The sequence below is a fragment of the Microcoleus sp. PH2017_28_MFU_U_A genome, from assembly GCF_020738035.1.
GTDB lineage: Bacteria > Cyanobacteriota > Cyanobacteriia > Cyanobacteriales > Microcoleaceae > Microcoleus.
This window is the reverse complement of record NZ_JAEQCX010000071.1, coordinates 56,540-69,562: the sequence shown is the minus strand read 5'-3', so window position 1 is coordinate 69,562 and position 13,023 is coordinate 56,540. Positions and strand designations below refer to the sequence as shown.

Below are 13,023 nucleotides of genomic sequence, written 5' to 3'. Positions count from 1 at the left end.
GCCGATTTTCGATTTTCGATTTTCGATTTTCGATTGAGTTACAGCCTGAAATCTGGCAGCAGAAACTAGGGTCGAAAATTTTGGGAGCATCCACGAATGGCGTCGGGGCGTTGTACCCGTTTCTTGCGGATCTGGAGTCTGAATCCAGAAGTGCGAATAAATCACTAAAATCTGCTCGCGCTCGATCGGACAATTGTCATTTGCGACTACTCTGATAGAGTTTGTGCCTACTTTACTATTTTTGACTGCAAATTGAAAAACTCAATAGAATAATTTACCTGACCCCGCCCAAAAACGGATAAAAGTTTCCGACACTCGTCGTGACTCGGGCCCAAAATTTTAGACCCGAGTTCAAGCCCCCAGATTGATTCTGTGGAGTAAATCTAAAATCTAAAATCTAAAATCGACTGACTGAACTATAGGTGTAAAAAATGCTGGATTTATTATTTAGCTCGGGAATCATGTCTCTGTGGCTCGACATGGCTGGGGTACACAGTGTCGCGCCCAACGCTGTGTCGCTACTGGCTTGGCGGGGAGGGATACCCGGGTTAGTGGTGGCCGAAGAGCTGGCTTTTGGAGGAGTAGATGCAGCAAATCGAGACTTGCCGACATCCGTCGCGGTGGAGGAATATTTAAAAGATTTGAAGGCAAAACATCTGATAGACGGCAATCAGGGAGTTTGGGTACAAGCCGGAATGGTGCCACTGGTAAGTCAGCAGGGAAAGGTACTGATGCCAGGGGCTTCGCTGACTAAGATTGCCACTTCTCTGGCTTCGCTGGAAACTTGGGGCACCGAGCATCAGTTTGAAACACGGTTCCGGGGAACCGGGCCGATTAGGAATGGGGTGTTGCAAGGAGATTTGGTTGTCAGTGGTGGTGGCGATCCGTTGTTTGTGTGGGAAGAGGCGATCGCCGTGGGTAATGCTCTCAATCAAATGGGTATCGATCGCGTGGCCGGCAACTTAGTGGTGACAGGCAATTTCCGCATGAATTACCAGTCCGATCCTTTGGCTGCGGGGGAGGGTCTGCGGCAGGCTCTCAATGGGCGCAGTTGGCCTTCTGACGTGCTGGCAATATATTCTAAGATGGCTCGGGGAACGAGAAAGCCGCAAGTAACGATCGCCGGCACGGTGATTGCTGAAAAATTTGTGAGCTCGGGACATTTGCTGCTGAAGCGCCGATCGCTCCCTTTACCCGAAATTCTCAAGCAGATGAACGTCCACAGCGACAATGACATTGCCCAAATACTGGCAGACAATTTGGGCGGACACAAAATAGTCCAGCAGCAAGCGACTTGGGCGGCGGGGGTGCCGGCGGCGGAACTTCAATTAATTAACGGTTCGGGATTGGGAGTGGAAAATCGGATGTCTCCGAGGGCGGCTTGTGGGATGATGCAGGCGATCGCGCGCAACCTTCAGACTACGGGGCTGACTATTGCTGACTTGTTTCCGGTGTCCGGGCGCGATAAAGGAACTTTGGAACACCGACACATTCCGCCGTCGGCTGTGGTGAAAACCGGTACCTTAGATACGGTGATTGCTTTGGCTGGAGCCATACCCACGCGCGATCGGGGTTTAGTTTGGTTTGCAATTATTAATCGCGGCACCGATTGGGACTCTTTGAGAGCGCAGCAAGATATATTTCTGCAAAAATTGGTGCAGCAGTGGGGCACTGCACCGGCCCTGCCACTAGCAATTACACCGCACATTGACGGCGCTAGACCAGCTTTGGGGGCAGCAAATCGCAGCGATATTTTGCTGGGAGGTTAACGTCAGTTGACAGTTGACAGTTGACAGTTGACAGTTGTCAGTTGGCAGATTAATGCTTTTAGGCTCGATGCCCGATGCCCGATGCCCGATGCCCGATGCCCAATTCCCCACAGCATAATGTGAGATTTCGCGCGTGGAGTATGTCACAATTGATCGAGGACTATTCTGCAAGAAGATGATCAAACTGCGATTGAAGAGATACGGGAAAAAACGCGAGACCAGCTACCGGATTGTAGCTATGAACAGCTCTACCCGCCGCGACGGCCGTCCCCTAGAAGAACTCGGCTTCTACAACCCCAGAAATAATGAAACCAGGCTGGATGTTCCAGCGATTGTCAAGCGCCTGCAAGAAGGCGCTCAGCCAACTGACACCGTGCGTGACATCCTGAGAAAAGCGAATGTATTTGAACAAGTCGGAGCCGGAGCCAACGTTGAATCCAGCACAGCAGCAGTCAGCTAGTCCCAACTATTCTGGACTGGTTAAGTTTTTAATTGGGCCTTTTTTAGAGTCGCCCGCGTCTTTGCGAGTTGATTGCGAACTGCACCCGCGCCAATCCCGGGTCTGGGTTCGGCTCGCTTTTGAAGATCCCGATAAAGGGCGGGTTTACGGTAGGGGCGGACGCAATATTCAGGCAATAAGAACTACCCTCGAAGCGGTGGCGCAAACGGCGGGTCAGTCGCTGTACTTAGATATATACGATGGTGAAGCGGGCGATCGCAACTCCGGGCCACCTAGGGGCGATCGCGATCGTTCGGATCGCGATCGTCCGGATCGCGCTAGGCGCGATGGGGGAGACTTCCGACCCCGGAGTGGGCCTCCGTCGCCGACTCCCTTACCTAGCAGAACCCCGAGAGAACAACCTCGCCGTACTAACACACCTACGTTTAGAACGAGCAGAAATACTCCCGGTTATTAACTGTTCTGCTGAATGAGAGACAATTTTAGATTTTAGATTGCCTGTTGTAGACTTTGTGTTACAAACCCCGTTGGATTTGAGATTGCCAGTTTTGCGATCAAACAAAAATGTAAAATTTTAAATCTAAAATCTCAGCGGGATCGGGTAAATCTAAAATCTAAAATCTAAAGTTGTCTGACTTCATCAAAGCAACACGGGATGCGGGAAACTCAGACACAAAGCGTGCTCAGAGGGAAGCGACCCGAGGGACTTCAGTCAAGAGTGTTCTTGAAAATGTGATATAATTTGAGTTGGGAGTAAGAACAAAAAACATCTACGTGTTGAAGCATCCTAGTATCGGAGAAATCCCGGCTCCTATGAAACAACGGTTAGGTTTAAGTCCTGATGTCAGTATGACAGGAAAGAGCAAATAATGGCAGGTTGTGGAGCGTACCGCGTCTTGGCAAGTGTGATGGATTCTGAAAGCATTGAAACAATAAAAGTAAACGCGATTACAACATTGGCAATGTCGGTAGTTGTTTTGAGTGTTTAGGCGGCGTTTGACGGTCGCAGCGAGAGTTTACTCGCGATCGCAGAATCGAGCGTGTCTTTAGACCTGAGAGTGTCAAAGAAGGGAGATTTGATTTGTGCCTCAAGCACCAAATTTATTTGCGATTTAAACAGAAAAGACGCCTGAGATACTAGGTAAAATCTAGTACCGGGCGTCTTTTTGTTCGTAAAACAAAGCTGATTGTTAACTTTTAATTACTTACTTGGAGGAGCTCATGCTGGCATGACTGAAAAACTAACAATAGAGTTACCGAGCAATCAAAGCGCCATGTCGCTGGCCGGAAATCAAGAAGAAAACTTGAAAATTATCTCTAAGCAAACCGGCGCCAACCTGGTAATGCGAGGCCAAGAACTGCTGATTTCCGGCACAAAAACTCAAGTAGAATTGTGTCATAAATTAGTGCGATCGCTCTCCGACTATTGGAAATCCGGCAAAACCATCACCGGAGTAGAAATCCAAACAGCGCGCTACGCATTGGATACCAACCGCCAAGAAGATTTGCAAGACTTGCAACGAGACGTACTCGCCAAAACCCGCCGCGGCGAAGAAATAAGAGCCAAAACCTTCAAGCAGCGGCAGTACGTCCAAGCAGTACGCACCCACGACCTAACATTTTGCATCGGCCCCGCTGGTACTGGAAAAACATTTCTAGCAGCTATTTTGGCAGTGCAAGCACTGTTAAGCAAGCAGTACGAAAAGCTAATTTTAACCAGGCCCGCCGTAGAAGCAGGCGAAAAATTAGGATTTTTGCCTGGAGATTTGCAGCAAAAAGTCGATCCCTATTTGCGCCCGCTTTACGACGCCCTCCAAGAAATAATCGACCCCGAAAAAATGGCCGATTTAATGGAAAGAGGCTTGATCGAAGTAGCTCCTTTAGCTTATATGCGAGGGCGTACTCTCAGCAATGCTTTCGTCATTTTGGACGAAGCTCAAAATACAACACCTGCTCAGATGAAAATGGTGTTGACTCGTCTGGGCTTTCGATCGAAAATGGTAGTGACGGGCGATATCACTCAAACAGATTTGCCACCAAACCAACAGTCGGGACTGTCAGTTGCTCAAAAAATTCTGGGTAACGTTGAAGGCATTGCTTTTTGCGAATTCAATCAGTCAGATGTGGTGAGACACCCGCTAGTACAGCGGATTGTTGCAGCTTACGAATTGCACGAAAAATAGTCAGTTGACAGTTGACAGTTGTCAGTTGTTATCGGTTATTTGTTATTTGTTATTTGTTGGTTATAATAACTAATAACTAATGCCCAATTCCATAAAAATTGACAGTTGTTATCGGTTATTTGTTATTTGTTGGTTCTAACAACTAATAACTAATGCCCAATGCCCAATTCCCAATTACCTATTCCCAAATTATGCCTAATCTCAAAGAATTCTTAGAAGCTTGCGAAAAATTGGGGACGCTGCGTTTGATCGTGACTAGCAGCGCCGCTGTACTGGAAGTGCGCGGTTCAATTCACAAGCTGTTTTATGCAGAGTTGCCCAAGGGGAAATATGCAAATATGCACGCCGAAATATTTGAGTTTCACCTAAATATGGACAAAATTAAACAAGTTAAATTTGAGACCGGCGAGGCAAAAAGAGGCAACTTTACTACCTATGCAATTCGTTTTCTGGACGAGCAAAATGATGCTGCGTTGAGCGCGTTTTTGCAGTGGGGAAAACCTGGTGAATACGAACCTGGACAGGTGGAAAAATGGCACGAATTAAAAGAACAATACGGGGAGGTTTGGGAACCTGCACCTGTTGAGGCAATTTAAAACTAACAAACAATAAAAAAGGTTGGTAGTGAGGACTTCAGTCCGCAAAAATCAGGACTAAAGTCCTCACTAAAAAAGGTTTGTAGTGAGGACTTCAGTCCGCAAAAAGAAGGACTGAAGTCCTCACTACGAACGAATTAGAGCAAAATATAAAGTTAGCTGTTTGAATGTAATTTGGTATGAAGGTAATTTGGGTTTTTTGTCTGGTTTTGGTTGTGTTGCTGTGGGGTGGCGGTGCGAGGGCGGGGGTTTTGGGCGATCGCATTTCCAGTTTTCCCAATTGGGATAGCAAGCCTCCCATCGCCGTAGCTAAGGGAGATTTAGTGTATCCAGACTGGATGGCCGGAAGTTGGAATGTTGCCAGCACTTTAATAGATTTAGCAGCGCCTTTAGCCCCAAATATTGTCACGCCTGGATTTGAAAAAAACCGCCAGTATTTGCAGCAGCCAGTATTGTTTAAAGTTCGATTTCAACCTGAAAAATTTATTGGTTTAATTTCTACTTATACATCTAAAAAAGCTCCTAAAATTGTAGCCGATCGCAATTTTAACGGTTTGAACATCGCCAAAGCCTATTTAGGCAACGGTGGCGTACTTTCCGTGAAAGTCGATCCAAACAATCCCAACCGCCAGATTACCATACTCAAAGGCGATCGCCAACTAATCTCGATTGTCACCAGTCGCGGCACTGAAACGCCGAATCCTCGGGAGTTTGTATCTACAGAAATTTCTCAGCAGGTGTTTCGGGGCGAGACTGATATTTATTTAAACGAAGTGGAAACAACCACAGCTTATCGAGTGATTGGAAGCGGGGAAAATGGATCTTCTGGGAGTAAAAAAATTGTAGCCGATCAGGTGACAGCGATTTATTTATCGCCCCAAGACCCGGATTATTTCGCGGCTGGAGGGCATCCTGTGGCTTTGTACCGATATCGCTTGGAGTTGGTGCCGGGAGAATCGAGCTAATTTATTGTGAATTATGGCAACTCTATCAGGGCGAATGGCATGGGAACGCATAACACAAGCTATCTCAACTAGGATTAATCCAAAAGCAAGCGACTTTCAAATGTGGGCTGAGTCACAACAGGGCTGGCATCCTACTCAAACACCTAATGGCCCGTTAAAATATATTGATAAAAACGGAGTAACTAGATTAACACTCAAACAGGGAACTCCAAGAGCTCCCGGAAGCAACCACCCTCATGTAGAGCTAAAAAATGCTAAAGGCAGTAGAATCGATCTACAAGGAAAGCTCGTTAACAGAAAAAGCCCAGCTAATCATACTCCTATTGATTGGGACATTTAAAAATGGAACGCTTAAACTACTGGCAATTTCCGGGATTTGAAAATATTTATCTAGAGGATAGCTATGTACTTAGCATTAATGATAAAACATCTATACAAATCCTCTTGGAAGCTGTTCTCACAGAAAATCACTCTCTCTACACTCAACCCTTACCTGAAGAACAGTATTGTTATCGGCGGATGAGCTTAAATTTTCCCTACCCTCAAACCTACGATTTGGTTCTGAACAACATCAGCCCCATTGCAGATCCAGATGGTAGCGTTGATTACGGGAATATAGACGAATTTTTTAGCGCGGATGGCAAATACTATTTAAGAGGGGAATGGGGAGAACTTACTATAGTTTCCGATCCACCCCTACTTTTTGATGTAGAAAACTACCTAATTGTCAAAAACGGCGATAATTTTATTGAAATTAATAAGGAAAAAATTAGTATTTTTGAATGGAAAAGGGAAAGAAAAGGAGTAATCACCTTAGTTTACGAAAACACTTCAGGAAGTCCTTTATCTGTTCAAATTCAGGCAGAGCAAGATCCCGAAGGCTTTGCAGCCGTTTTGGGGTATATGGGTGAAATTGAAAGAGGTTATACAACTGAGTTAACAGGAGGCGATCTGACTTTTGACAAGCTCAAGCAATATTACGCCGCTAATTTGAATCAGGAAAATGTGCAAGCGTTTTCTGTTAAATATCCCAGCTCAACGGGCGATAAATATTTGATTTCGGCAATTACTTCCTAGAATTAAGGTGAAATCTCGATCCAGGCATTGTGAAGTGAGGATTTGAGACATCTCTGCTAATTGTCTTTGTCTTCAGCAATTTTATCGAGATTAAAAAATTCTTCCAACAGTTTGAAAAACTTATCGAGGGCGTCTTTTTCATCAGCAGAGAAGAAGAGAATTATACTGTCCCATCCGTGACTTGACGTAATTTGATATCTTTCTTGTATCCACTCTTGAAATCCATCAAGTTGTTGTTGTTGTTCTGTGTCGGGAAACCCAAGTTCCGCTCTAGCCGTCTCATATCCATCTAAAAATGCGCGCAGGCGGGTAATTGAACACTTGCCCAAATACATACCCGGTCTTTGTTTGATTCTTTGGAGTAAATCAAAAAAGTATTCATTTTTAACATCTAGTTTATTAACATTAACTTCGACCACCATAAAAATAGTCTCCTTTTAAAAATCTTCTTCTGTCACTATAAACCGTAAACCATTAAATATTTTACCGTGAAATTGCAGATTTGTCATCCATTGCTCTTTAGTAAGTCCATCCGGGTGATGGTTATCAAAAATAGTCTCTATATTGTTGATAACAATACCGATTCCTTCGTGGCGACCATTTTCTGAAATAGCATCTCTCGGTACGCTATCATCATAAATGCCACTGTTCCTGCCTCTGCCGAATCCAGTGTACAGTTTTATGCGCTTTCCAGGAATTCCTTGACTTGTCAAGTAATCTTTGAGATTGGTGGCGCACTCAACACATTTAAAGTTTTCATGGCGATCGACAATAGCCTTGATTTGCAGTATTTGCTCAGCACTAATTTAACTCATATCCCACCACAACCAACAAATTGATGACTTACGCATCAATGGCTAAATAACTTAAGCAAATTTGTGGGATGGGCGTCCCGCCCGTGCAGAAAGGACGGGCGGGACGCCCATCCCACAACAATCATCGAGCGTGTAAGTTATTAAATTTTCATTCCTTAGTCGCAGTGTACCCAACCTAAAAATTCACCTAAAAAAATTAGAAGGTGAAAAATTAGTTTTTCACCTTCTAACTTGCGACTTTCCGATTTCGGGTTACTGCACAAACTTCTTGAATGCCAGTGTCACGTTGTGGCCGCCAAACCCAAAGGAATTCGACAGCGCCACATCAACTTTTAGATCGCGACTTGTATGGGGAACATAATCTAAATCGCACTCAGGATCGGGATTTTCTAGATTGATTGTCGGCGGGACTTTATCGTTGGCGATCGCCATTACCGTCGCCACCGCCTCAATTCCCCCGGAACCGCCCAAAAGATGGCCTGTCATGGACTTGGTAGAACTAATTGCTACTTTGTAAGCGCTTTCTCCCAAAACCTTCTTAATTGCCTTGGTTTCCGTAGAATCGTTGGGAAGCGTGCTCGTGCCGTGAGCGTTGATATAGCTCACTCGATCCGGCGTCAAACCCGCATCCTTGAGGGCTAAAGCGATCGCCCGCGATGCACCTTCGCCCCCCGGTACTGGGGATGTCATGTGGTACGCATCGCAGGTTAAACCGTAGCCGACGATTTCTGCGTAAATTCGGGCGCCTCGTGCCAAAGCGTGTTCCATTTCTTCTAAAAGCAGAATCCCAGCACCTTCGCCGACGACAAAACCATCACGATCGCGATCGAACGGACGGCAAGCATGAGTCGGGTCATCATTGCGAGTCGAAAGCGCCCTCGCCGCAGCAAAACCCGCCACGCACAAAGGTGTCACCGCCGCTTCGGTACCGCCGCAAATCATGGCTTGGGCATAACCGCCCTGAACTAGGCGAAACGCATCGCCCACCGCGTTTGAGCCGGCAGCGCAGGCTGTCACCGTGCAAGAGTTCGGCCCCTTGGCGCCCGTTTGAATCGCCGTCAGGCCTGCGGCCATATTCGCAATCATCATCGGAATCATAAACGGGCTGCATCGATCGGGGCCGCGAGTCAGATAAATTTCTTGCTGGTCTTCTAAAACCTTCAGCCCGCCAATGCCGGTGCCAAGAATGACACCCACCTGTTCTGCGTTCAGGTCGTTAATCTCAAACTTCGCATCAGCCAGAGCTTGTTTGCTCGCTGATACCCCAAATTGAGCAAAGCGATCCATCCGCTTTGCTTCCTTGCGCTCTAAATACTCGTGAGGGTCGTAACCCTTCACCTCTCCAGCAATCCGGCAGTCGTGCCGCGACGCATCGAACAAGGTGATCGGGCCGATGCCATTCTTCCCGGCCAGCAACCCGTCCCAATATTCAGACAAGGTATTGCCGATCGGTGTAATCGCGCCGAGACCCGTGATAACAACGCGCTTACGCTCTAAATTTGTCATGATTTCAGTTTCAAAAAATTAAACACCCAGAACGCAGAACAAAAGAGGAGTTGTTAGTTTTTTAACTTCTCTCCTCTTAGGGGAAAAGACAGGTATTTTATGCTTTTGGAGCTGCAAGTTTGCTGCTGATGAAATCTACAGAAGCTTGAACCGTGGTAATTGCTTCGGCTGCTTCGTCGGGAATTTCAATATCAAACTCTTCTTCCAATGCCATTACCAGCTCTACTGTATCTAGGGAATCTGCTCCTAAATCGTTAGCAAAGTTGGCTTCGGGCTTGACTTCGGTGGGATCGACTTCTAGTTGATCGGCCACAATTTTCTTGACTCTAGCAAAAATGTCGTCTTGACTCATAAAAAACTCCAGTAAGTATAAAAACCCTGTGTCTTCAGACTAGGGATGAAACACGGCATTGGTTGCTGCGTATCTGATCTTATCCGAAAGGGGGATCTTCGGGAGAAAGGGTTGCCGCTTTTCTAACTGACCCTTTGTGTAGGGAGTGGGCCGTGGTCAACTTAAGGACTGTTGGGACTCCTCGAAACCGGGTTTTTCACCGAATCTGCGGTCTACAACGAAGTATTTTTCTCCGTCAAACCCGGTTTATGGGCCCAAAATCGTTTTTTTGGTCTTAGGTTCATCCGTCGCAAACAGCCCCTAGGGCGCCGGTACAGTTATTATGTAGGGCGAAGGATGAGGGTGACAGTAGATCGCGATCGCCAACCATTTTTTTGTCCTCATGCGAGAGCCCTGCCAAGGTCTACATCAACATACTATGTCGCTTGTGTCAACCTTTAATACTGAACCGACGCCCTAGAACTCATCCAACCAGTTCTATATGATCGGTGTGCATGGGCCTTATGCCAGCCATGTCAAGGTGCTACCGACACATTTACGCGATCCTAGCTGTTGGCGATCGATAATAAACAAGATTTATTGTTGATCTGGATTGAAAACAATCAGATTGAACGATCGTCTGAAACGAAATTTCAACCGTTTGAAGGCTTTCTTCACCACCTTGACAGGGCTAGCCTTGTTATGAATTCGCTGATTAATGAGTTGCCATTGCAGCATCCAAGCGAAGTGCGATCGTCTCATCTTTTTCTAATCTCATCTTCCAACGCTTGCTTCTTTTTTTCTTTGCTAGCATGGGCTGAAGGTCTTGCCTTTTGGGAACCGACTGATTCTAATTCCTCTTTCTTTACACCAGGCTCGGTTTTCCGTTGTATGCACCAATATCTTTTGTCCATCTGCTCCAGGGCGTTGTTAGATATCGCCGCTATTCACGTGATGTTGATATGCACGCTGGGATTCTAATTTCCCAACCAGTTTCTATGGAATCTGGATTATTGGTCAGAGAAGGATACTTATCACTGTTTACTGACGCAATTTCTTGTGCTGAAGTATTGAAACGAGCAGCAATTTTACTTAGAGTATCACCTCGCTGAATTTTATACAAAGTATCTAGTTTACTAAGTGATTGTCTTACCTTCCAGGCATTGACTAGATCGCCTTGTGAACGATAAAGTTCCTCTGCTATATTATAATCCTTGACAGCCTCTACCTGATTGCCAAATAAGTAGCATTGAAGCTCTCCTCGACTATAGTAAGTAGGAGCATACTGCTGATTTAATTGATATGCTTTTTGATATTCTGCCAGCGCAGCTTGTTTATCATTTTTTCTTCGATAAACATCACCACGTCCTACATAAGCAGGTGCATATTTAGGATCTTTTTGACGTGCATTGTTGAATTCCGTGAAAGCTTTATCAATCTCTCTAATTACAAGATATACCCTACCTTTACCAACATATGCAGGTGCATAAGAACTGTTAAAATCTAAAGCTCTATTAAAATCTTCAAGTGCTAAATTATATTCTTCAATATTAAAATAAGCATTAGCTCGATTTATCAGAAACTCTACATCTCCTGGTTTTTGCTTAATTTTTTCTGTGAGATCAGAGATTATTTGCTTGTTTTGATATTCAATAAACTTAAAACTGTTATCCCAGCGCGATGCTCGATTTGGGTAAGTGCAAGTTAAAGCAGAAGGCTGCCACTGACCAGTCATACTCCAATGTTCAAAGGAACACCAAGTCTCAATACTTTTATCAACTAGAGAGGTTACTCCCGGTGAAAAATCCAGCCAAGGGCGGATAAACCAAAATGGTAAAGTAATCAATGGTGTCAAATATAGGCTTTTTTTACCTACGATCCACTTCCGTTGAAAGGCACTTCTTTCAAAACTTTGACAGGCTTCTTTTGTTCGCTCAATAACTCTTAGTAATCCTTGAAGAAAATTCTCTATTTCCTGTAAAAAATCAGTAATACCATCACCAGACTTGTGTAAAAAAGGTTCAATCTTGTAGGAAAACCAAAATAGTCCATAAACAATTCTATACGCTAGCAAGAATATAAGCTGTAAAGCTCTGGCAATTAGCCAAGGAATCAAGCGTAATAATAAAAGTGGCAAGAAAAACATGAGAAGGGTTATAGTGACAAGTGCTTGCCACGGCATAGGCAAGTAGATTAGCCCCCCCCAAATGCTCCGCAAGATTAGGTGCAATAAGCTCATTACTCTAAAACCTAACTTTCTCTACATTTACAATTCATAGAAACTTATAACGAGTGTTCTAACTCGTCGGCACATCGTCAAAATTATCATCGTCATCGTCATCAGCTCGTGGTTGTAAGTCTTCGTTTGCTGCATTACCTTCCAAAGCAGCTTTTGGTGATTCGGTTAAACCCATTAATCGCCGTAAAACTCTTCTACCAGCTTCATCTAGTTGAGAGCCTTCGATTGCATCTTCTTCAATCATGATTTTTAGCAGATCCATATTGCTGCTTGATGCAAGTCGCTTTTGCTGATCGAGCCTATCAATAATACTGGCGATGTTTTCAGGATTTTGCGCTAGATAGGCAGCAAGTAGACTGGCTTCACCACCTCGTAGAAGTTTCTCATAATGCTCTTGATCCGCAGAAGAACGGATACGTTTTAATTTATCAAGCTCAATTTGGGCAATTTGGTCAGCTTGGGCAAGTCTAAATTGAGCCGCTTTGTCAGTTAATGATGCGGCTTCATTCAGTTCGGTTAGTGTTATTTGTTTGATAGTTCCGATCGCTGATGAGTCAATTTGCAATGAAGCTACCAGTTGAGGAACTCGCAATCCTAAGTCATCAAAGCAGCGTTCATCAACAACTCTTCGCCTCACACTTCTATTAATATCTTTTTCTGCCATCGCATTTTCTCGCAAATCATAATCACGAGAAATTTGTTTCATCTCATTAATGAGGCGTCCTTTTAAAACTGAAGCGACATCCTGTATCCCTGCCTTTACGATGATTTGTGCATCAGAAACAGAGCAGGTAATTTCTACTGTGGTTGGAAAGTCGAACCCAGAAGTTTTTGAAGGTAAGGAACAATCAATTTTTAGTACATATTCACCAACATCTATTTTGTATAAGAAATTATATCCCCCAAATTTAAATTTACTAAAAGAGATCGGTTTATCTGTGTGACTAATGACTAACAATTCACCGCCACTACGAGACAAGACGAGAACTGTATTGGGCGCAGGTACAGGAATCTCTTTAGTCAAAGACCAGCCTCGAACATCTTCTTGGCTTATAATTGGATTGAATGTTTCTTGCATAGTT

Annotated in this window: 14 protein-coding genes; 8 read left to right on the top strand and 6 right to left on the bottom strand. The window is 44.8% G+C overall.

Going from position 1 to position 13,023, the window contains the following annotated elements; all coding sequences use genetic code 11:
* Window positions 1-431: 431 nt before the first annotated feature.
* The 8 genes from JGK14_RS17545 to JGK14_RS17510 all read left to right on the top strand — a co-directional run bounded on the left by JGK14_RS17545 (window position 432) and on the right by JGK14_RS17510 (window position 7,050).
* Window positions 432-1,769 carry a D-alanyl-D-alanine carboxypeptidase gene (locus JGK14_RS17545; RefSeq protein ID WP_293183069.1) on the top strand — a complete coding sequence of 446 codons (1,338 nt, stop codon included), beginning with the start codon at window positions 432-434 and terminating at the stop codon, window positions 1,767-1,769.
* A gap of 175 nt (window positions 1,770-1,944) precedes the next feature.
* The gene (gene rpsP / locus JGK14_RS17540; protein WP_293157400.1) at window positions 1,945-2,229 is read left to right on the top strand and encodes a 30S ribosomal protein S16; all 285 of its coding nucleotides are present in this window, start codon (window positions 1,945-1,947) and stop codon (window positions 2,227-2,229) included.
* Window positions 2,201-2,686 (top strand): KH domain-containing protein, encoded by a 486-nt coding sequence (locus JGK14_RS17535; protein WP_293183067.1) that lies wholly within the window; start codon window positions 2,201-2,203, stop codon window positions 2,684-2,686. Before rpsP ends, JGK14_RS17535 begins: the two co-directional genes overlap by 29 nt.
* Window positions 2,687-3,458: 772 nt before the next feature.
* The gene (locus tag JGK14_RS17530; protein WP_293183065.1) at window positions 3,459-4,412 is read left to right on the top strand and encodes a PhoH family protein; all 954 of its coding nucleotides are present in this window, start codon (window positions 3,459-3,461) and stop codon (window positions 4,410-4,412) included.
* Between the two features lie 191 nt (window positions 4,413-4,603).
* Entirely contained in the window at window positions 4,604-5,008 is a 405-nt protein-coding gene (locus JGK14_RS17525; RefSeq protein WP_293183125.1) for a ChuX/HutX family heme-like substrate-binding protein, read from the top strand.
* A gap of 179 nt (window positions 5,009-5,187) precedes the next feature.
* Window positions 5,188-5,973: a DUF6816 family protein gene (locus JGK14_RS17520; RefSeq protein WP_293206152.1), complete on the top strand. Its 786-nt coding sequence runs from the start codon at window positions 5,188-5,190 to the stop codon at window positions 5,971-5,973.
* A gap of 13 nt (window positions 5,974-5,986) precedes the next feature.
* Window positions 5,987-6,313, top strand: a complete 327-nt coding sequence (locus tag JGK14_RS17515) for a hypothetical protein (RefSeq protein ID WP_293183061.1) — start codon at window positions 5,987-5,989, stop codon at window positions 6,311-6,313.
* 2 nt (window positions 6,314-6,315) lie between these two features.
* Complete coding sequence (locus JGK14_RS17510) at window positions 6,316-7,050, top strand: hypothetical protein (RefSeq protein WP_293183059.1); 735 nt, start codon at window positions 6,316-6,318, stop codon at window positions 7,048-7,050.
* Between the two features lie 56 nt (window positions 7,051-7,106).
* Here JGK14_RS17510 and JGK14_RS17505 read toward each other — a convergent pair whose 3' ends face one another.
* From JGK14_RS17505 to JGK14_RS17480, 6 genes are all read right to left on the bottom strand, one after another.
* Window positions 7,107-7,472: a hypothetical protein gene (locus JGK14_RS17505; RefSeq protein WP_293192133.1), complete on the bottom strand. Its 366-nt coding sequence runs from the start codon at window positions 7,470-7,472 to the stop codon at window positions 7,107-7,109.
* 15 nt (window positions 7,473-7,487) lie between these two features.
* Window positions 7,488-7,832 (bottom strand): papain fold toxin domain-containing protein, encoded by a 345-nt coding sequence (locus JGK14_RS17500; RefSeq protein WP_293217661.1) that lies wholly within the window; start codon window positions 7,830-7,832, stop codon window positions 7,488-7,490.
* Between the two features lie 285 nt (window positions 7,833-8,117).
* Window positions 8,118-9,371 carry a beta-ketoacyl-ACP synthase II gene (gene fabF / locus JGK14_RS17495; protein WP_293192131.1) on the bottom strand — a complete coding sequence of 418 codons (1,254 nt, stop codon included), beginning with the start codon at window positions 9,369-9,371 and terminating at the stop codon, window positions 8,118-8,120.
* A gap of 97 nt (window positions 9,372-9,468) precedes the next feature.
* Complete coding sequence (acpP, locus tag JGK14_RS17490) at window positions 9,469-9,723, bottom strand: acyl carrier protein (protein ID WP_293185403.1); 255 nt, start codon at window positions 9,721-9,723, stop codon at window positions 9,469-9,471.
* Between the two features lie 922 nt (window positions 9,724-10,645).
* Window positions 10,646-11,884, bottom strand: a complete 1,239-nt coding sequence (locus JGK14_RS17485; RefSeq protein WP_325315319.1) for a LysM peptidoglycan-binding domain-containing protein — start codon at window positions 11,882-11,884, stop codon at window positions 10,646-10,648.
* A gap of 115 nt (window positions 11,885-11,999) precedes the next feature.
* A complete protein-coding gene (locus JGK14_RS17480) occupies window positions 12,000-13,019 on the bottom strand; it encodes a hypothetical protein (RefSeq protein ID WP_325315318.1) in 1,020 nt (339 codons plus the stop codon).
* Window positions 13,020-13,023: the final 4 nt, after the last annotated feature.